22 protein-coding genes are annotated in these 20117 nt (G+C 33.4%); 1 reads left to right on the top strand and 21 read right to left on the bottom strand.

Annotated elements, in window-relative coordinates; all coding sequences use genetic code 11:
- Window positions 1-61: 61 nt before the first annotated feature.
- From ACONDI_RS13885 to ACONDI_RS13945, 13 genes are all read right to left on the bottom strand, one after another.
- Complete coding sequence (locus ACONDI_RS13885) at window positions 62-1345, bottom strand: adenylosuccinate synthase (RefSeq protein ID WP_241079139.1); 1284 nt, start codon at window positions 1343-1345, stop codon at window positions 62-64.
- Between the two features lie 25 nt (window positions 1346-1370).
- Window positions 1371-2747 (bottom strand): NAD(P)/FAD-dependent oxidoreductase, encoded by a 1377-nt coding sequence (locus ACONDI_RS13890; RefSeq protein WP_241079140.1) that lies wholly within the window; start codon window positions 2745-2747, stop codon window positions 1371-1373.
- A gap of 296 nt (window positions 2748-3043) precedes the next feature.
- Window positions 3044-4378, bottom strand: coding sequence for a replicative DNA helicase (gene dnaB, locus ACONDI_RS13895; RefSeq protein ID WP_241079141.1), 1335 nt, complete (start codon window positions 4376-4378; stop codon window positions 3044-3046).
- 32 nt (window positions 4379-4410) lie between these two features.
- On the bottom strand, window positions 4411-4860 hold the full coding sequence (gene rplI, locus ACONDI_RS13900; RefSeq protein ID WP_241079142.1) for a 50S ribosomal protein L9: 450 nt from the start codon (window positions 4858-4860) through the stop codon (window positions 4411-4413).
- Between the two features lie 45 nt (window positions 4861-4905).
- A complete protein-coding gene (locus ACONDI_RS13905) occupies window positions 4906-5844 on the bottom strand; it encodes a DUF2232 domain-containing protein (protein ID WP_241079143.1) in 939 nt (312 codons plus the stop codon).
- Between the two features lie 4 nt (window positions 5845-5848).
- Complete coding sequence (locus ACONDI_RS13910) at window positions 5849-6160, bottom strand: MazG-like family protein (protein ID WP_241079144.1); 312 nt, start codon at window positions 6158-6160, stop codon at window positions 5849-5851.
- 187 nt (window positions 6161-6347) lie between these two features.
- Window positions 6348-6575, bottom strand: a complete 228-nt coding sequence (rpsR, locus tag ACONDI_RS13915) for a 30S ribosomal protein S18 (RefSeq protein ID WP_241079145.1) — start codon at window positions 6573-6575, stop codon at window positions 6348-6350.
- A 26-nt stretch (window positions 6576-6601) separates the two neighbouring features.
- A complete protein-coding gene (gene ssb, locus ACONDI_RS13920) occupies window positions 6602-7111 on the bottom strand; it encodes a single-stranded DNA-binding protein (RefSeq protein WP_277397785.1) in 510 nt (169 codons plus the stop codon).
- A 47-nt stretch (window positions 7112-7158) separates the two neighbouring features.
- Entirely contained in the window at window positions 7159-7446 is a 288-nt protein-coding gene (gene rpsF, locus ACONDI_RS13925) for a 30S ribosomal protein S6 (protein WP_241079146.1), read from the bottom strand.
- A 109-nt stretch (window positions 7447-7555) separates the two neighbouring features.
- Window positions 7556-8656, bottom strand: a complete 1101-nt coding sequence (gene ychF / locus ACONDI_RS13930; RefSeq protein WP_241079147.1) for a redox-regulated ATPase YchF — start codon at window positions 8654-8656, stop codon at window positions 7556-7558.
- A 153-nt stretch (window positions 8657-8809) separates the two neighbouring features.
- The gene (locus tag ACONDI_RS13935) at window positions 8810-9016 is read right to left on the bottom strand and encodes a DUF951 domain-containing protein (protein ID WP_241079148.1); all 207 of its coding nucleotides are present in this window, start codon (window positions 9014-9016) and stop codon (window positions 8810-8812) included.
- A 5-nt stretch (window positions 9017-9021) separates the two neighbouring features.
- Window positions 9022-9690 carry a hypothetical protein gene (locus tag ACONDI_RS13940; RefSeq protein WP_241079149.1) on the bottom strand — a complete coding sequence of 223 codons (669 nt, stop codon included), beginning with the start codon at window positions 9688-9690 and terminating at the stop codon, window positions 9022-9024.
- Between the two features lie 81 nt (window positions 9691-9771).
- Window positions 9772-11004 carry a hypothetical protein gene (locus ACONDI_RS13945; RefSeq protein ID WP_241079150.1) on the bottom strand — a complete coding sequence of 411 codons (1233 nt, stop codon included), beginning with the start codon at window positions 11002-11004 and terminating at the stop codon, window positions 9772-9774.
- 116 nt (window positions 11005-11120) lie between these two features.
- Here ACONDI_RS13945 and yyaC point away from each other — a divergent pair, with 116 nt between their 5' ends.
- Window positions 11121-11726 (top strand): spore protease YyaC, encoded by a 606-nt coding sequence (gene yyaC / locus ACONDI_RS13950; RefSeq protein WP_241079151.1) that lies wholly within the window; start codon window positions 11121-11123, stop codon window positions 11724-11726.
- A gap of 26 nt (window positions 11727-11752) precedes the next feature.
- On the opposite strand, the gene ACONDI_RS13955 is transcribed toward yyaC, so the two are convergent.
- The 8 genes from ACONDI_RS13955 to mnmG form a co-directional block, all read right to left on the bottom strand.
- Complete coding sequence (locus ACONDI_RS13955) at window positions 11753-12271, bottom strand: bactofilin family protein (protein WP_241079152.1); 519 nt, start codon at window positions 12269-12271, stop codon at window positions 11753-11755.
- A 26-nt stretch (window positions 12272-12297) separates the two neighbouring features.
- The gene (locus ACONDI_RS13960; protein WP_241079153.1) at window positions 12298-13242 is read right to left on the bottom strand and encodes a M23 family metallopeptidase; all 945 of its coding nucleotides are present in this window, start codon (window positions 13240-13242) and stop codon (window positions 12298-12300) included.
- Window positions 13243-13389: 147 nt separating this feature from the next.
- Complete coding sequence (locus ACONDI_RS13965) at window positions 13390-14538, bottom strand: aminotransferase class V-fold PLP-dependent enzyme (RefSeq protein WP_241079154.1); 1149 nt, start codon at window positions 14536-14538, stop codon at window positions 13390-13392.
- Between the two features lie 118 nt (window positions 14539-14656).
- Window positions 14657-15511: a ParB/RepB/Spo0J family partition protein gene (locus ACONDI_RS13970; RefSeq protein WP_241079155.1), complete on the bottom strand. Its 855-nt coding sequence runs from the start codon at window positions 15509-15511 to the stop codon at window positions 14657-14659.
- Window positions 15504-16265 carry a ParA family protein gene (locus tag ACONDI_RS13975; protein WP_241079156.1) on the bottom strand — a complete coding sequence of 254 codons (762 nt, stop codon included), beginning with the start codon at window positions 16263-16265 and terminating at the stop codon, window positions 15504-15506. The genes ACONDI_RS13970 and ACONDI_RS13975 overlap by 8 nt, the downstream gene beginning before the upstream one ends.
- Window positions 16266-16429: 164 nt before the next feature.
- On the bottom strand, window positions 16430-17299 hold the full coding sequence (noc, locus tag ACONDI_RS13980) for a nucleoid occlusion protein (protein WP_241079157.1): 870 nt from the start codon (window positions 17297-17299) through the stop codon (window positions 16430-16432).
- A gap of 156 nt (window positions 17300-17455) precedes the next feature.
- Window positions 17456-18229, bottom strand: a complete 774-nt coding sequence (gene rsmG / locus ACONDI_RS13985) for a 16S rRNA (guanine(527)-N(7))-methyltransferase RsmG (RefSeq protein ID WP_241079158.1) — start codon at window positions 18227-18229, stop codon at window positions 17456-17458.
- On the bottom strand, window positions 18222-20117 hold the full coding sequence (gene mnmG, locus ACONDI_RS13990; RefSeq protein ID WP_241079159.1) for a tRNA uridine-5-carboxymethylaminomethyl(34) synthesis enzyme MnmG: 1896 nt from the start codon (window positions 20115-20117) through the stop codon (window positions 18222-18224). Before mnmG ends, rsmG begins: the two co-directional genes overlap by 8 nt.

Raw genomic sequence — 20117 nt, forward strand, 5'->3', positions numbered from 1 at the left:
CGCTGTTTTTGTCAAGAGGGTTTCTAAATATATTTTCTAAATATATTTTGTTTTAAATATATTAGAAAATGTCTTTAATAATTTTTGTTTGGTCTCGACCAGGGCCAACTGATATAACCGAAATTGGCACAGAACAAATCTCTTCAATTCTTTTTAAATAGTTTTTGGCATTAGTGGGTAAATCGTCATACGATTCTATTCCTGTAATATCTTCCTCCCAGCCTGGAAGCTCTTCTAATACAGGTTCGCACTTTGATAAAACTTCTAAACTAGCAGGAAACTCTTTTAAAGTTTCGCCTTTATATTTATAGGCTACACATAATTTAAGTTTTTCAAAGCCTGATAAAACATCTAATAAAGTAAGTGCAATTTGATCTAGACCGCTTACCCTTTTTGCATATCTAGCAATCACAAGATCAAGCCAACCTATTCTACGCGGCCTTCCTGTAGTTGTTCCAAATTCTCCACCTGCTTCTCTAATTTTGTCCCCTATATCATCTTTTAATTCACTGGGGAAAGGTCCGTCTCCAACCCTTGTTGAGTAAGCTTTTAAAACTCCTAAAACATTTGTTATATTAGTAGGTCCTATCCCAGCTCCAATGCATACCCCGCCTGCTACGGGATTAGAAGAAGTCACAAAAGGATACGTTCCATGATCTAAATCCAAGAGTGTACCCTGTGCCCCTTCAAATAACAATTTTTCACCGTTTTCTAAAGCTGTATTTATATAGTAAGAGGAATCTCCAATAAAAGGTTTAATCCTTTCTGCATATCTAGTAATATCTGCTACCATTTTATCCGGGTCAAAAGCCTTTGAATCATATACCCTGTCAAGAAGCTGGTTCTTTTCTTTCAAAGAGTTTTCAATTTTTTTCTTAAGTATCTCCGGTTCTAAGAGATCACAAACCCTTATCCCTTTCCTTGCAGCTTTGTCCATATAACAGGGGCCTATGCCCTTCTTGGTTGTCCCTATTTTTTCCTGGTCTCTTCTTTCTTCATCAAGTTCATCTAGCACCTTATGATAAGGCATTATTAAATGAGCTCTATCACTTATTATCAGGTTCTTTACTGTAACACCATTTTCTTCAAGATAGTCTAGCTCACTTATAAGAGCTTCTAGATCAATAACCATCCCATTCCCAAGCACACACATTTTATCAGGATAAAATATTCCAGATGGTATTAAGTGTAATTTATATTCTTTATCAGCAATTTTTACGGTATGGCCTGCATTATTTCCCCCCTGGTAACGTGTAATTACATCAGATTTTTCAGCCAAAAAGTCCGTAATCTTACCCTTACCTTCATCTCCCCATTGTGTACCTACAATTACAACACTTGACATTTATTTCCCTCCTAAGGTTTTAAGGCTAATACCTTTTTAGTATCTCTCTAGCAACAAGCATACCTGATACTGAAGCTTGTATTAGCCCTCTAGTTACACCTGCTCCATCTCCACAGGCAAAAAGATTTTTTATGGATGTCTCCAGATTATTGTCTAGTGCTATTCTAGAACTATAAAATTTGACTTCTACTCCATAGAGTAAAGTATGACGCGAATATATCCCCGGAATAAATTCATCCATAGCTTTTAACATTTGTCTTATACTCACTAGATGTCTATAAGGCAAAACCAGGCTCAGATCACCAGGGGTTGCTTCATTTAGGGTTGGTCTGACATGGCCCTTCTTTAATCTATCTTCTGTAGTTCTTCTGCCATTTAACAAATCTCCGAGTCTTTGAACTAAAACTCCTCCCCCTAACATATTAGCTAACCTGGCGATGTCTTTCCCGTATCTTATTGGTTCATTAAAAGGCTTTGTAAAGTTTTTACTTACCAGCAGAGCAAAATTTGTATTCTCTGTTTTATAGTTGGCATAACTATGACCATTAACAGTCATCAAACCTTCATTATTTTCTAGAACCACCTCCCCATGAGGGTTCATACAGAAAGTTCTAACACTATCTTCAAAAGAATGCGAATGATATATAAGTTTTGATTCATATATTTCGTTTGTTATATGTTCTAAAGTTACGGCAGGGACTTCAACTCTTACTCCTATGTCAACTGGATTGTTGCTTCTTTGTAAACCTAGTTTATCTATCTGATTTAAAAACCATTCAGAACCTGACCTTCCGGGCGCACTTATTACATAATCTGAATAATATTTTTCTTCGTCTTTTGTTTCTACTCCGATTACCTTTCCTTCATCAATAAGCAAATCTTTTATATATACCCCCGTTAAAACATCAACGTACTGGTCTAAGTGTTCTCTAATATCAGCCAAAATTTGAGTACTACTATCAGTTCCTAAGTGCCTAATTTTGGCCGGGATTAACTTCAAATCAGCACTAGCAGCCTCCCTTTGAAACTGCTTTATTTTATCCTTATCTCCTTCATAATGTTTAGTAGGCGCCCCAAAGTTTTGATATATTTTGTCTGCCTCATCAATCAATTCTTCTATCTTTTCTTCTGGTTGATATTCAGTCAAAAAACCTCCAAAATCCTTGGTCAAGGTTAACTTACCATCGCTAAAAGCTCCTGCTCCGCCCCATCCACTTACTAGATTACACGGCTTACAGTCATAGCATTTGCCTTTTTTGTTTGTTATTGCACAATCTCTATTTGATAATTCCTTCCCTTTATCAATAATTAGCACTTTCATGTCATCTTTTTTTGTAAGCTCTAGAGCAGCAAATATTCCAGCCGGACCAGCACCAATTATTATACAATCATATTTTCTCATTGCTATCCTCCTTTAATTCTTATTGCGAACGATATTTTCCTAGGATAGCAGTTGTCCGTGTATGCCAAACATCTTTTGTTGGACTATTTAGCAGCATCTTTAGTTTAACAGATCCTGGTGTGATTGTCAATCAATTTTACGAACAATCTTCTGACTTTCCTCGCTATCGTTCGCTATTATTTGTTAGTCATTACTTATTTTAAACAATTAAATAAAAAAAGATGGTTTATATCTTAATTTATAATAAAACCATCTTTATAATATATTCTATCATCTAATATAAATATTTTCCAAATTTAGTTTGCATATCGTTTTTCAAGGTTATAAAACTTATTAAAGTCTTTTTTGAAGAACAGTTCTACTGAACCAACCGGGCCATTTCGTTGTTTAGAAACTATTATTTCGGCAATGTTTTCTTTTTCGCTTTCTAGATCATAGTATTCGTCACGGTAAATAAATAATACCACATCAGCATTTGCTTCAATACCACCTGACTCTAACAAATCACTTAACATTGGCCTTTTATCCTGGCGTTGTTCAACAGCTCTTGAAAGTTGAGATAGTGCTATCACTGGCACATTTAACTCTTTTGCAAGGGCTTTTAGCGACCTAGATATTTGTGATATTTCCTGCTGTCTGTTTTCCTGTGATTGGCTTGACTGCATCAACTGTAGATAGTCAATAAAGATTGCTTCAAGGCCTTTCTCTGCCTTTAATTTTCTTGCTTTAGTTCTCATCTCCATAACAGACATGGCTGGGGTATCATCAATAAATAAAGGTGCTTGCGATAAAGGTCCTACAGCCTGTCCAAGCTTTGGCCAATCTTCACTATCTAAATTACCTGTTCTAAGCTTATGGGCATCAACCTCTGCTTCAGCACAGAGCATTCTCTGGACCAGTTGGTCTTTACTCATCTCAAGACTAAAAATTGCTACAGGTTGTTTTTCTTTTACCGTTACATTGTGCGCCATATTCAGTGCCAGGGTAGTTTTACCCATTGCAGGCCTTGCTGCCAATATAACAAGATCTGATGGCTGCAGTCCCGAGAGCATATTGTCAAGATCTTTAAAGCCACAAGAAACACCTGTAACACCACCAGGTTTGTTATACAATGACTCAATCTTATCAAAAGTTTCCATTATTACTTCTTTAACTGGAACAAAACCACGTTCACTTGAATTCTGACTTATTTCAAATATTGACTTTTCTGCTTCATCTAGAAGCTTCTCGACTTCATCCGGTTCCTCATAACCCATCCTAGCGATTCTAGTAGCAGCATTAATCAGTTGGCGCAGGGTTGACTTTTCTTCAACTATTTTGGCATAGTATTGTGCATTTGCAGAAGTTGGAACCTGATTAGCTAGTTCAGTTAAATATTCAACCCCTCCAACTTCATCAATTTGATTTTCTACTCTAAGTTTTTCCGTCAAAGTAACAAGGTCTACCGGTTGACTTTCTTCCTGCAAATCCATAATTGCTTCATAGATTTTGCGGTGATTCTCTTTATAAAAATCCTTTGATTTTAAGATCTCTATGACAGTAGATACAGCTTCTTCATCAATTAACATAGAGCCAAGTACTGACTCTTCTGCCTCAGTACTTTGAGGTGGAAGTTTTTCGTCTCCCCTCATATTAATAACCCTTCTTTCCCTTGCTATTTATATTATTCACTTTCAGTCACTTCCACTTTTAATTTGGCTTCCACTTTTGTGTGAAGTTTGATATCAACTTCATAACTACCAACATCTTTAATAGGATCATCTAATTCAATTTTTCTCTTATCTATTTGGATATTTTTGTCCTCTTGTAATTTTTCCGAAATATCTTTATTAGTAACAGAACCAAACAGTTTTCCTTCATCACCTGTTTTAACCTTAATGACTAATTTTTCTTCAGCTAATTTTTCTTTTAACTTTTCGGCTTCTTCTACCTCTTTTTCTTCCTGCTGTTCCCTTTCTTGTCTTCTTTTTTCAACCTCTTTTAGCTTATTCTTAGTAGCTTTTTCTGCTAAACCTTTCGGAATTAAATAATTTCTTGCATACCCTTCTTTAACTTCTTTAACTTCGTCTTTATTACCTAAGTTCTTAACATCTTGCTTTAAAATTACTTTCATAATATAACCTCCTTCATTTATTTTTTATTTCTATATTATATCTTCTTATATCTTTCTAAAGTTAAAAGTAAGATCTAAAATTCCTGAAAAAAGAAACACTAAATTAAGCGGTGGTATAATAAACAATAAAAATAATCCAGCTACTGAAATTACTTTCCCGAAGTTCTTTTCCCTTAAAAACCAATACACAAGCGAAGCTCCCTGAAGTAGCAGAGCATAGGTTAGAATATTAAACAGATTGATTGAAAAAACCCCATATAAACTATCCCCATTCCCTATTATCAAAAAAGCTAAAAAGCTTAAGATAAAAACCAAAGACAAATACCTTGGAAATGTCCAATACTTAAAAGGTATAAGCGAGGTAATCCTTTCACCCAATAAGCTAAGTACTTTATATGCCATTAGATAATGTAAAGAAGCAATTATTACTGCAGATAATATTAATCCACTAGGTACAAGGGGAAGCATATACTCAGAGTACAATTCAGGTATACCTTCTATATCCTCAACCTGAGATGCAGGTGCACCCGCTTTCTCCAAGTAGTTAACCTGAGTTTCTACAGTTTCTTCTAAAGTTATATAAGTTTCTTCTAAAAAATTTATATTAAAAACAACTTGCAAGCCAAATATTAGAAAAGTAAATAATAATACAATGATTATACTACCTGCTTTGATTGTATTAAACGCAGGTTTGTTTTTGTGCGTTAAATATCCATAAAGTGTTCCCAAACCCAAAACATAAAGACAGATAAAAAAACCCATAAAAATTCCAAACAATAAAACATACAAGAATCCAGTTACAATAAGAAGGCCAAGATAAGTTTTATAATTTATTTTGTGGTAAACTACCGAAAAAGGCAATGGAACAATTAAAAGAAAAATAATAGCTAGAGGTGTCAAAAAAGATAGTATGGAAAAAAAAGATACTATTATAAAAGTAATTACAGCATACCTTATTTCCATATGTTGAAACTTATCATACATACCTTCACCTCTTTTTAGATTTCATAAATTCTAAAAGCTCTTCTAAATCCCCATACCATGCTTCAGCTTCATGGTTTTCCTTTATCTGTTCGACGATTTTTTGTTGGCAGGATGCTTCAAGAGATGTAAAACTAATACCTAATCTTTTAGCTAATAAGTACACGGTCATTAAAATAGCACTAAGTGCATCTAAAATTAGTTTTTCAGAACCATTAACCATCGCCTTTAATAGCTTCCCTACAGATTCTACAAGTTCACCTTTTAACCATTCAAGCATTTGCAGGTTTTTAGCTATTTTATCATTTTCGCCCGGCACTCTTCCTACCTCCTCTTAGCCTCCTTTTCATGGCTGTTTAAATACATTATAACCTGATTTGGGGCTTTTTAATAATATTTTGATTTAATGATGTTTCATTTTTAAGTTTTTCGTCAGTTTAAATAAAACTCCTTCATCTTATTTAAAAAAAGGGAGCTTTTATGCCCCCCTTTTTTGGTATTTCTTATTAACTTTCAATAGTAAACGGCAATAACGCCATTAACCTAGCTTTTTTTATTGCCCTAGTAAGCTGTCTTTGATGCTTCGCACAGTTGCCATTTATTCTCCTGGGTAGTATCTTACCCCGTTCAGTAATGTATTTTTTTAATTTCTCAACCTCTTTATAATCAACTTTTGTAGCTTTTTCTGCACAAAAGTTACAAGCCTTACGTTTCTTTCTTCTACCTCTTGCCACTAAAAACCCCCCTATTCAAAACAATTTTAAAACGGAACATCATCATCTTCCACTTTATAATCTTCGCCTCCAAGGCCGAAGTCACCCGATGAATCATCAGACCCTAAAGTATTTGTAGATGATGGGCTATTTAGCTCCTCATCGGCTTCATCATTGCCATAGAATTCATTGTCAGTTGCCGCAGCTGCTGTATTTCGATTTTGACTTTGATTATTTGGCCACTTCAAAAACTGTACGTTTTCAGCAACAACCTCAACAACATTTCTTCTATTGCCTTCTTTATCTTCAAATGATCTGCTTTGTATTCTTCCATCTAAAGCCACTAAAGCACCTTTACTTAGATGATTCGCACAGTTCTCTGCCTGTCTTCTCCAGACAACAACATTGATAAAATCTACGTCGCGCTCGCCTTGTTTATTGGTAAAAGGCCTTTCAACAGCCAGCCCAAAATTAACAACAGCCACGCCACCACCTGGAGTATACCTCAATTCAGGATCTCTTGTTAAGCGCCCGACCAAAATAACTTTATTGAACAAGTTTATAACCTCCAGAGTTTCATTTAGTTTTGATACTTGAATACATTTTACTCATCAACTCTAATAATCATGTAGCGAAGCACTTGATCTTTTAGTTTAAAAGACCTCTCTAGTTCGCTTGTGGTTTGAATTTCGCCATAAAAGTATCCAAGCATATATTGACCTTCCTGATAGTCATCAATTTCATAAGCCAGGCGTCTTCTATCCCATTTTTTTAGTTCTTCAACTTTTCCATTATTGGACTCAATTATGCTTTTGGCCCATTCAATGTTTTCATTAACCTGCTCTTCTTCTAGATCAGGTGTCAATATATACATGACTTCATACTTATTCAAGCTACTTCACCTCCTCCCTTTGGACTAAGGCCCTACCTTTCAGTAGATAGAGCAGGGACCGCAGGAGATATATTACCATAACCTGCTTTAATTTGCAATTAAAGAAGAGTTATTTAAAATGAAAATAAATCACATCACCATCATTAATTAAGTACTCTTTTCCTTCAAATCTTACCAACCCTTGTTCTTTAGCCTGGCTAAAACCATTAAGTTTTACATAATCCTCCCAATTTATAACTTCAGCTTTAATAAAGCCTTCAGACATATCAGTATGGATTTTACCAGCACCTTCTTTTGCAGAAGTACCTCTTTTTACAGGCCAGGCCCTGGTTTCTTTTTCATTAGTTGTATAAAAGGTTATAAGATCCAGCATATCATATGTACTTTTAATAACTCTTTCAAGACCAGCTTTTTCAATATTTAGCTCCTCTAAAAATTCTTGCCTTTCCTCGGGCTCTAATTCTCTTAACTCAGATTCTGTTTTTGCATTTATTGGTATAACCTCTGTGTTCATGGCTTTTTCAACGTGTTCTTTAAGGTCTTTGAAGTTAGTCGACTCTAGAGCCTTTGAATATGATTCAAATTCTACGTTAGCTAAGTATAATACAGGTTTTTCTGACAATAAGTTTAATGGCTTTATAATGTTTCTTTGTTTATCATCTAGATCCAAATCTCTAACCTTATTGTCTTTTGAAAGTTCTTCTTTTACATTCTTCAATATTTCTAATTCTTCAAGGTACTCTTTTTTATTTGTTTTTGCCATTTTTTCAGCCTTTTCCAATCTTTTGTCTATTGTTTCAATATCTTTTAGAATCAGCTCTATATTGACAGTTTCTATATCATCAATAGGTTTTATTTGACCATGGACATGGCTGACATTTTTGTCTTCAAAACACCTTACAACATGAATCAAAGCGTCCATTTCCCTCACATGGGACAAAAACTGATTACCAAGACCCTCTCCCCGGCTAGCTCCTTTTACAAGACCAGCTATATCAACAAACTCCACCGTTGCTTGTACTTCTTTTTTAGACTTAGCAGTCTGGTGTATTAATGATATCCTCTCATCCGGAACAGATACCACTCCAACATTTGGGTCAATTGTACAAAAAGCATAGTTTTGTACCTCTGCTCCAGCGCAAGTTAAAGCATTAAACAAAGTTGATTTCCCTACATTTGGCAACCCTATTATACCACATTTCAAACTCAATAATATTACATCCTTTCTCTTACAAATTTCATATTGATTATTTGATTCTGGTGCAAAAAGTTAATTTGCGGATTTTTTGATTTTTTGAACTATAGATGTATCAAAAAAAGCATTTTATTTAAGCAAAGTAATTTTTTACACTAGAATCGAACATCAACTTAATTCATCATTTAGTTCTTTTTCATTCAGTATCTTCTTAACCCTTTTTTCAAATTTGACTCTTGGGATCATCAGACTTCGCTTACAAGCCTTGCATTGTATCCTAAAATCTGCTCCAACCCTTATTATTTTCCACAAATTCCCTCCACAAGGGTGTGGTTTTTTTAATTTTACAACCTGTCCAACTTGAAAATCTGTCATTACATTTACCCTCCTGCTGAAAAGACTACCCATAAATATGATACTGCTTCTAGCATAATCATTGCGAGTTTTGAATTATATAATTCTGTGACAAAATAATGTGGAAAATTCACCGTAATTAAAAGTACTAACAGAAAAACATATAATGAACACACTGTAAAGCCTTGAACCATCCCTAATAATAATCCTGAATAAGAATCTGCAGTTTGGCTATTTAAATTCTTTCTAAAAATCATATCTGATACTGCTTTGCTAAAGAAATTAAGTGTCCAGAAAAAAATCAAAAAACTAACCAGGTTAGCTAGTAAAAATATAAATAAATCTAATTCATAAATAGTCTCTCCGGCCGATTGGCTATTAATATCAAAACCCAGGACTTCTTTATAGTCTTCTTTTAAAAACCAGTAATCGATAACTTCTGTAGAAAGATTAAATTCTTCTAATATAGTGGTATTTACACTTAGATCGTAACCTAAACTCTTAAAGTAAGGTTTTAAGTATGAGGACATTACAGGCGAGATGCCTGAAGCAATATAAGAATGAGCTTTGGCAGTAATCCCAAATGAGATTAAAAGTCCCAACAAACCACTGATCACTGTTTTTACTCCTTTAAGATATCCCCAGATACCCTGCCATGCAATTGCACCAATAATTATAATGTCAATTATATTCATTATACCCCTCTTTTTCTTTCTATAACAAACTTTTGTTATTAAAGTGTACTAAGTTGTACTAAGGGATATAACTACAAAATTTTAATTATCTTTTGTCTTTTTATATAAGCTTAATATTTCATCATCTTTTTCATAAACTAAAAAGCTATTACCTTCATCATCAAAGGTTCCTAATTTAGCTTTACCCCAGGGGCTGCGAAAAATATTAAGCCCATCTTCTTCATCAAATTCATAAAGATGACTTGTTGTGGCAATAGAAAAGTTATTAGGGTGATTTAAATTAACATCTAGTACCTCACCCCTTAAAGCTCTTTTTTTCCTTACTTCTATTTCTTTACCTGACATTTCAATTAACTTTAATTCATTGTCTTTATCTTTTTCTTCAGGGCTTAGTATTATCAATATTTTATCTGCAAGGAGAAAGAAGTCGTCAATATTACCCTCGCTATTATATTCATATAACTTTTCTTCTAACATCTCACTATCTTCTACATTTTTCAAAAGTGTTATCTGGTTATTATCACCAATTGCCAGTGTATTGTCTCTAAATTTTATAGTGGTGTCTTTATCTTCTTCAACTCTCATACCTATAGTTTTTCTCTCAATATTGCCTTCTTGATATCTCAATAATTCTAAATTAGGACTTTGGGAAAATGAAACAGCTACATATAAATCTATCTCCGTATTATCACTTTTAACGCCTTCAATGATGACCAAATCTTCTAATTCTAACTCCTTAATTTTATTTCCTTCATAATCTAACCATTTAAGCTGTTCTGAATATATAATATTTTCTTCCATTTCAAGGTTATTTTCTCCAATCAAAATTCCATTATCGCTAGCAGTTATCTTTTCTCCACCTTCTAGGTTGATTTCAGCAATATTTTGTCCTCTTTCATCAAATGTTAAAAATTTATTTTCTGTACTATGTATAATTCTCTTTTTATCCATTAATTCAACATTTGTTAATAGTGAGCCTCCCGATTTTACCTCAAAAATATCAACATCAGTTAAATAGTCATCAATTATAATTATGTGTTCTTCATAGTCTTTATCTTTTTGAACCATCCATCCTCCTCTAATTGGTATCACTTCCTTAACATATGCTTTATTACCTTTATCTTGTTCTATTAATTTATAATTAGCTTTCTCTTCAAATCCTGAAGACGAAAAAACAATTAAGGGATTTTCAAATTGGGGGTTAGCCTGCATAAATAAAAAAACTGCAATCAAAGCTGAAAATACTATTAATAGCCCGAAGACCTTCTTCTTTTTTTCCTGTTTTCCTCTTGTAATTCCTTTTTTTTCATCCATCTAAGACACCACCAAAAAAATTTACTTTAGATTCATCTAGCGTATAAAAAAACATTCAATTGGAAATGATACAACTTAGGTCTTTAAGAATAGCGTTCAATACTCGAGGTGATCTTGTGAAAAATTTTTTACCTTCTTTTAATTATACCAAAAAAAACAAAGTCACTGTAAATACTCCTCTGGCACAATCAAAAATTGCAAAGCATTTACTACATATTCTTTTTCGAAATAATATGTATAAAAAAGATTTAATTATTTTATGTATAGGCACTGATAGGTCAACCGGAGATAGTTTAGGTCCTCTAGTGGGAAGCAGACTGATGAATCATCTATCCCCTGAGGTAGGTGTATATGGTAGTTTAGCAAATCCTGTTCACGCAGTAAACCTAAAGAGTAAGTTAGAATATGTTGAAAGTAACTATTATAACCCTTTTATTATTGCGGTGGATGCTTGTCTAGGAAAAAGCAAAAATGTAGGCAAAATTAATATTGAACCTGGGCCTTTAAAACCAGGAACAGGTGTAAATAAGTCCCTGCCTGAAGTGGGTAATTGCCATATTACGGGTGTTGTCAATGTAGGAGGTTTTATGGAATATTTAGTCCTTCAAAATACCAGGCTATCTACAGTATTTCAACTATCAATAACTATCAGCAAAGGAATTATTCTAGCGATTAATTATCTTAAGTCACATGAATATCTAAAAAACAAACAAGTCAAATAAATAAAGGAGCTGAAAACTCAGCCCCTTTATTTATTTGACTTGTTTGTGTCTTTTCCCTTTTTAGTCTTATTATCTTCACTTGCTTTTATATCTTCACCCTTTCCCTCTTCTTTGTCTTCTTTGCCCCTTTTTACTGTTTTATGTTTATCTATATTTTTATCACGATTTTCTTTAAATTTTTTATTGTTTTCATTACTATCCTCACTCATTTCACAATTTCCTTGGAATGTTGCACCAGAATCAATATACAGGTCAGATACTTTTATATCTCCCAACAACTTTGAAGAAGGCATTAATTCCAACTTTCCTGTACATTCGATGTTTCCATATACCTCACCAGCGATAGTAATGTTCTTACCTTTTGCATTGGCTCTTATCTTGCCTTTCTCACCAACTATCAAGTCCCCTTTAGTATCAATTTCTCCTTCAATTTTTCCATCAATTCTTACTATACCAGTTGCTGTTATTTTACCATTGAATTCAGTACCTTCACCAATTAATGTGTCTATTTTATCAGAGTTAATATCAACTTTTTTTTTGAACATTCCCGTTCCTCCCTTTTATATTCGGGTTATTTTAAGTACTCTTTTGGATCGACGGGGCTATTATTGACGTGTATTTCAAAATGCAAGTGAGGGCCTGTGCTATTGCCTGTGTTACCTACAAAGCCAATTACCTCGCCCTTTTCTACCTCTTCTCCTCTGTCCACATCAAAGCTTGCTAAATGTGCATAATGAGTCTCATAACCATATCCATGGTTTATAACTATTAAGTTTCCATAACCACTTCTATATGAAGCATACTGTACTCTGCCATTTGCTGCGGCTTTCACTGGAGTACGGTGAGGCGCGGCTATATCTATGCCATCATGAAATTGCCTGGCTCCAGTAATAGGTGAATTCCTGTAGCCAAATGATGACGATATTCTTCCTTCTACTGGCCAATAATCTGGAGTATGCTTTAATTCTTCTTGCCTTTCAGCCAAAGATAGCTTTGTATTTTCTAAGTTCTCTTTTTGTTGTGGGATTTGAGCACTTAATAATCTAATTGTCTCTTCCGTTCTCTCAACTGTACCATTAGTTTCACTGTTATATTCACTACCTCGGGTATGTCCCGTCCTAACCAATTCATCGTTATCTCTATCCAAATTCACTTCATTGAATTCTTCTTGCTCATCGATATCATCCTCTATATCATCAAGATCCGCTAATTCTCTAATTTTATTTTCTGTTTCCATTAATGTCTTTAATTCTTCTTCAAGTTTCTTTGTTTTCTTTGCAAAATCATCTATCTTTACCTCTTGTTCGGTGTTTTCTTCTCTTAAAACTTCTAGTTTTTTGTTATCCTGAACTAAATTATGATAGTTATATGCAAATACCATTAATAAAACAACAGATATTGCAAACATAACCGAAAAAATTTTCACAAACACTACTGGAAGTTTAAATGATTGGCTTGACTTTTCTGAGTGCGGAACAATCAAAACAGTAAAGTGCCGTTTTTTATCACCTGACATTTTGAGCATGACCACCACCTTTAAAATAAAATCTAGTACTATAATTATAATATGATGTCAACTATATCTATGACTACCACAATTATCTTTATTTCTTTGTAAATTAATTAATTCCTGCTTATATTAAAATAATAATTTATTTTTTTACTATTCAAGTTCACTAACTATCTTTTTTACTGCAGATATAGCATTCAATATATCTTCTCTCGTATTAAACGCGCCAATGCTAAACCTTACCGCACCCTGATCTAAATTATCATAGTGTTCATGAATTAATGGAGCGCAGTGCAGTCCTCCTCTTGATGCTATATTAAAAGCCTGGTCAAGTACAAAGCTTACTTCCTGTGAATTTTCTTCCCCTATATTAAATGAAATAACAGGCGATATTTTTGCAGCATCACAGGGGCCATAAATTTCTATCTCTGTAATATCTGACAGTCCTTCTAATAATTCTTTTGCTAAATTTTGTTTCTGATTTAATACGTTATCTATTCCTCTGCCTAAAATATAATCAATTCCTGCCTCTAAGCCAGCTATACCTGGTGTGTTAGGCGTACCACTTTCTAACTTATCAGGCAAATCTTCAGGATGGTAAGGGGACTCAGACTTACTCCCCGTCCCTCCTTCACGCCAAAAATCTAGATCACAGTCATTTGCTATATATAGGCCACCTATCCCTTGCGGCCCCATTAACCCTTTATGACCCGGAAAAGCAAGAAAGTCAATTCCACCGCGGTCTACATCAATTGGAACTATTCCTGCAGTCTGAGCTGCATCCACTAAAACCTTAGTATATGTATAATCTTTCAACATTATACCAATTTCTTCTATAGGCTGTATGGTGCCGATCACATTTGAGGCATGACTTATTGCCACCAATCTCGTTGATGGTTTGATGAGCTTTCTAATTTCATCTATATTTATAAATCCTTTTTGATCAGGTTTTAGTATATCTAGTTCTATATAATCATCAGCCATCCTTTTAAGCGGTCTTACGACTGAATTGTGCTCTAAAGCTGTCGTTATAACATGATCCCCCTCTTTTAGCAACCCCTTGATCACCATATTTATTGAGTCTGTTGCATTAAGTGTAAAAATCATTGATCTAGAATCCGTCGCGTTAAACAACTTAGCTAGTTTTTCTCTAGTACGCATAATAATTTTACCTGATTCTATTGACATACGGTGGCCACCTCTTCCGGGGTTAGCACCTATATTCCTCATGAAATTGTCCATTGCATTGTATACCTCTTTTGGTTTGGGCCAACTTGTTGCTGCATTATCAAGATAAATCAATCTTCTACTCCTTTCTTTAAAGATATTAAAAGTATTTATTTAACTAATATAGCAGTAATTATATTTGTATAAAACAAGCATCAAATGTTTCACGTGAAACATTTGATGCTTGTTTTCTTTAATCTTCTTTTAACAATAAGTTTGACAGCTTATTTAATTCGTCTTCCTGCACAAACTCTATTTCTATTTTACCCTTTTTCTTTCCCTTTAAAATTCTTACTTTTGTGCCTAACTGTTTTTCTAACTTATCTTGTATTTCATTATAGAAAGGGTTGTCTTCTTTCGATTCATCTTTTTTATTAGAGTTATCTTCGCTATCTTTTAATTTCTTTACATATTCTTCTGTTTGTCTTACACTCAACCCTTTTCGACACACATGATTAGCAGCTTCTATTTGTGATTCTCTTTTAAGCGAAAGTAAAATCCTTGCATGTCCATCACTTAAAAGACCTTCATTTACCATATTTTGAACTTCTTCTTCAAGATTAATAAGTCTTAGTGTGTTTGCAATTGAAGACCTGCTTTTTCCAAGGGTTTTAGATAATTCCTCTTGAGTCAGTCCATGTTCTTCAATTAATTTGTTTAGTGCTAATGATTTTTCCAAAGGATTCAAGTCTTCCCGTTGTATGTTCTCTAGAAGCGCAACTTGCATTACTTCAGAGTCAGATAGATCTTTAAGGATTATAGGAACTTTTTTTAGGCCAGCTTCTTTAGCTGCTTTCCACCTTCGCTCTCCGGCTATTATCTGGTATAGTTCCCCCAGCTTCCTTACAATCAATGGTTGCAAAACTCCATGGTTCTTAATAGACTCAGTAAGTTCTCTTATTTTTTCATCAGATATGCTTTTTCTAGGCTGATTAGGATTTGCTCTTAATTTGTTAATGTCAACTTCACTAATATTATTTTTTTTCTCTTCCTCACTTAACTCAGGAATCAAAGCATCTAACCCTTTCCCAAGTCCCCTCTTATCCACTATTCTCAACCTCCTTGCTTAACTCATTGTAAACCTCTGCTCCCTTTGACTTATCATCATAAAAAATAATTGGTTTCCCGTAGCTAGGTGCCTCACTTAATCTAACATTCCTAGGTATAATCGTCTTATATACCTTCTCTTTAAAATAATTCTTTACTTCATCAACTACCTGTGTGCTTAACTTAGTCCTTGTATCGTACATAGTTAGCAAAACGCCTTCTATCTCTAAAGCAGTATTCAGATGTTGTTGCACCAATTTCAAAGTATTTAATAATTGAGTTAATCCCTCTAAAGCATAATACTCACACTGTATCGGTATAATCACCGAGGTAGAAGCAGTTAAAGCATTAATTGTCAAAAGCCCTAAAGAAGGTGGGCAATCAATTATTATATAGTCGTAATCCTCCTTAATATCTCTAATCACTTCTCTAAATTTCACTTCACGGCTTATAGTGGGCACAAGCTCTATTTCAGCTCCAGCCAATTGTATTGTTGCAGGTACTAAATCAAGGTTTTCTACCTGAGTTTGTATCATAACTTCATCGATAGGCTTGTCATTTATCAAAGCATCGTAAATACAAGACTCTAATTTTTCTTTATCAATACCAACCCCACTAGTTGAATTACCTTGTGGATCAATATCAACAAGCAAGACTTTGTTGCCTAATTTAGCCAAACAAGCACTTAAATTTACTGCAGTAGTTGTTTTCCCAACTCCTCCCTTTTGATTTGTTACTGAATATATTTTAGTCACATTTAACACTCCTTAATTCATAAACTATCTGCCTCCTTAATTATAAAATAAAAATACAAAATATAAAATGTATAAAATAAAAAAAGCAGGTTTTTTTTCCTGCTTATTACAAAATCCATTATATCTAACTCACAAAATATATTGTTTTTCCCTAATATTTAGATCTAACTAATATTTTTCGGTAGCGAAATTTTAATCTCTATTCTATCCTCATAATTTTCCTCTTTCACTTCAGGTTCAATCCCTGCTTCTCTAATAGCTGAAATTGCTTTATTAATAGTATTAACAAAAATCCTGTGATCCTTTACTACTCCACGTTTTAAACCCTTTTTCCTTTTTATATCTTCAGTTTTTTTACTATTATCCTGTACTGTAGAATTCAACATCTTTTCGATTTCTTCCTCAGTCTGTTTTACATTGAGACTCTTTTCAACTATTTTACTAAGTAATTCTAGCTGTTGTTTTTCGTCCTGTAATTTTAATAATGATCTTGCATGTCTTTCCGTTATATATCCACCACTTATAGCCTTTTTAATCTCTTCTGGCAAATTTAATAGTCTAATTTTATTTGCTATTGTAGACTGGCTTTTACCTAATCTCTGAGCTAATACCTCCTGGGTTAAATTAAATTCATCAATTAATTTTTTGTATCCTCTAGCCTCTTCTATTATATTTAGATTTTCCCGCTGCAAATTTTCAATCATTGCTAGAGCTGCCATTTCACTATCACTATATTCTTTTACAATTGCCTTTACATAATCCTTTTTTAGCTTTTTTAAAGCTAAAAACCTTCGTTCTCCTGCAACAATTTCATACCTTTCTCCAGCTTTTCTTAATACAATAGGTTGTAATAATCCATATGTTTTAATAGACTGGGCTAGTTCATTTACTTTATCAACATCAATATTTTCTCTTGGTTGATACGCGCTTCTATCAATTAATGTTATAGGGATATTTATAATTTCTTCATTTGTATTAACATATCCTTCAGTTTGTTTAACACCAAATAACTTTGCTGACCAATTATCTTTCATAAAGAGGGCACCACCTTTAAGAAATTTCGTTGACAACTTCGATAACTTTCACTTTATCACTTTCTATAATTTTCCCTCTTATCCTGCTTATTCGCAAATCAACACAAAATATTACAAAAGAATACATCAGTCAACAAATTTTCTACAAAAAATAATTCATAAAATAGGACGTTTCTTGGGAATTCCTGGTTTTCTGGGATACTTTTGCGGAGCCCTATCTATTTTATTATAGACAGCATAATACCTACTATCATCAATATTAAAATTATTTAACGAAACTCTTGACTTTATATTATCAATATAATATATTCTTTCAATAAACTTCCCACCCAGAATTAATTCTCTTCCATTATTACCTACATTATCATTTTCTTTTTTATTGCCATCTACACCATTTGACTTATTATTCTCCCAGGAAATTAAGTAACCACCTATCTTAACTAACGGTAAACATAATTCTAACAATACATTTGGCTCAGCTACTGCTCTACTAAGGCAAAGATCAAATTTCTCTCTATAATATTTATTTTTACCAATATTTTCTGCCCTATCTTCTATGACATTAATATTCTGTAACGATAATTCGCTTATAACTTTTCTTAAAAAGTTGGCTTTTTTCTTTCTAGATTCAATTAATGTCAAATTAAAGTTATTAAAAACTAAATGAATTGCAATTCCTGGAAATCCAGCACCTGTACCAACATCAACTACCTCTTTATTATTGAAATCAAAAAAATTAAGTACAGCTATAGAATCTATAAAATGTTTGATTAATATTTCATCATACTCAGTAATAGAAGTAATATTAAATTTTTCATTCCAATACAACATCATGTTTGTATATTCCTTTATGCTATCAATTATCCCGGTAACATTATCAATTCCTATTTGACTTAATAACTCTCTAACTACTCTATCGTTATCACTCACTATTAACCTTATCTCCTTTACTTCTTTGTTTTAAATATACTAACAATACAGATATATCCGATGGATCTACACCAGGTATCCTGCTTGCCTGTCCTACAGAACCTGGCTTAAAATCATTCAACTTTTCTGTTCCTTCTTTAGATAAACCATTAATTTCTTTATAATCAATATCTAGTGGCAACTTTTTATTTTCTAATTTTTCAAATCTTGCCACCTGCTCTGTTTGTTTTGCTATATACCCTTCATATTTTAAATGAATTTCGACTGACTTTTTTATGTTCTTACTAAGACTGTTTTCATTATCTTCTAGCTGGGTAATAATATCATAATTCAATTCGGGTCTTTTTATTAATTCTGCTAGACTTGTAGGTTCACTTATGGTAGAACTTCCATGTTCTGACAATATTTTATTTATTTCATCACTTGCCTTAACCCGGGTATTTTTTAATCTTTCCATTTCTTTATCAACTTGTTCTTTAAAATATAAAAATTTATTATACCTTTCTTCATCAATCAATCCAACTTCCCTTCCCTTATCAATAAGTCTAAGTTCGGCATTATCCTGCCTTAACATCAACCTATATTCAGCCCTAGAAGTGAGCATTCTATAAGGTTCATCAGTACCTCTAGTAACTAAATCATCAATTAAAACTCCAATATATCCTTCACTTCTTTTAATTATTAATTCTTCTCTTTCTAATACTTTTTGAGAAGCATTAATGCCAGCTAATAAACCCTGGCCAGCAGCTTCTTCATAGCCACTAGTGCCATTAATTTGTCCCGCAAAATAAAGACTACTTATTTCTTTATGCTCTAATGTGGGAAAAAGCTGTGTTGGAACTATACAATCATATTCAATTGCATATCCAGGTCTCATTATCTGAACATTTTCTAGGCCAGGAATAGTCTTTAACATTTCAACTTGAACATCCTCTGGTAAACTAGTAGAAACTCCCTGTACATAATATTCGTCAGTATTTACTCCTTCGGGTTCTAGAAAAACTTGATGTTTTGGTTTATCATAAAATCTTTCAATTTTATCTTCAATTGAAGGACAATATCTCGGACCAATAGCTTTTATTTCCCCAGCTTTTAATGGTGATCTATGCAAGTTATCATATATAATTTGATGAGTTTTTTCATTTGTATAAGTTAACCAACATGAAAACTGATCTTCTATTTTCTTAAGTGTCGTATCAAAAGAAAAATATTCAACATCCACATCTCCTGGTTGTTCAATCATCTTACTAAAATCTATAGTCTTACCAGAAACTCTTGGAGGTGTTCCTGTTTTAAATCTTCTTAATTCTATTCCATTATTAATTAAATTTTGAGATAACTTATTTGCAGGAAGCTGCCCATTTGGGCCACTTTCATAACTAACATCACCTAAAAAAATCTTACCTTTTAAATAAGTTCCAGATGTTATAATAACCGCTTTAGAATAGTATTCAGCGCCACTTTCTGTAACTACACCTTTTACATTATTTCCTTTAACAATAAGGTTTTCAACAGTTGCCTGCTTTAATGTCAAATTTTCCTGAGTTTCAAGTATCCTTCTCATTCTTTCCTGATATCTATACTTATCAGCTTGTGCCCTTAATGCATGTACTGCTGGACCTTTTCTTGTATTTAACATTCTGAACTGGATTCCAGTTTCATCAATATTTCTTCCCATTTCACCCCCCAAGGCATCTACTTCTCTAACAATATGTCCTTTAGCGGGTCCCCCTATAGCAGGATTACAGGGCATAAGTGCTATCTGATCTATATTAATTGTTATCATTAAAGTAGAAAGGCCAATTCTAGCCGCTGAAAGTCCTGCCTCACATCCAGCATGGCCTGCTCCAATAACAATTACATCATAATCTCCTGCCTTAAAACTCAT

The sequence above is a fragment of the Natranaerofaba carboxydovora genome (assembly GCF_022539405.1).
Lineage (GTDB): Bacteria > Bacillota > Natranaerobiia > Natranaerobiales > Natranaerofabaceae > Natranaerofaba > Natranaerofaba carboxydovora.

Bases quoted from the DNA above. Each gene is read 5' to 3' on its own strand.
- ACONDI_RS13885 (WP_241079139.1), bottom strand. From the start codon at position 1,345: ATGTCAAGTGTTGTAATTGTAGGTACACAATGGGGAGATGAAGGTAAG.
- ACONDI_RS13890 (WP_241079140.1), bottom strand. From the start codon at position 2,747: ATGAGAAAATATGATTGTATAATAATTGGTGCTGGTCCGGCTGGAATA.
- dnaB (WP_241079141.1), bottom strand. From the start codon at position 4,378: ATGAGGGGAGACGAAAAACTTCCACCTCAAAGTACTGAGGCAGAAGAG.
- rplI (WP_241079142.1), bottom strand. From the start codon at position 4,860: ATGAAAGTAATTTTAAAGCAAGATGTTAAGAACTTAGGTAATAAAGAC.
- ACONDI_RS13905 (WP_241079143.1), bottom strand. From the start codon at position 5,844: ATGTATGATAAGTTTCAACATATGGAAATAAGGTATGCTGTAATTACT.
- ACONDI_RS13935 (WP_241079148.1), bottom strand. From the start codon at position 9,016: ATGACAGATTTTCAAGTTGGACAGGTTGTAAAATTAAAAAAACCACAC.
- ACONDI_RS13940 (WP_241079149.1), bottom strand. From the start codon at position 9,690: ATGAATATAATTGACATTATAATTATTGGTGCAATTGCATGGCAGGGT.
- ACONDI_RS13945 (WP_241079150.1), bottom strand. From the start codon at position 11,004: ATGGATGAAAAAAAAGGAATTACAAGAGGAAAACAGGAAAAAAAGAAG.
- ACONDI_RS13955 (WP_241079152.1), bottom strand. From the start codon at position 12,271: ATGTTCAAAAAAAAAGTTGATATTAACTCTGATAAAATAGACACATTA.
- ACONDI_RS13960 (WP_241079153.1), bottom strand. From the start codon at position 13,242: ATGTCAGGTGATAAAAAACGGCACTTTACTGTTTTGATTGTTCCGCAC.
- noc (WP_241079157.1), bottom strand. From the start codon at position 17,299: ATGAAAGATAATTGGTCAGCAAAGTTATTTGGTGTTAAACAAACTGAA.
- mnmG (WP_241079159.1), bottom strand. From the start codon at position 20,117: ATGAGTTTTAAGGCAGGAGATTATGATGTAATTGTTATTGGAGCAGGC.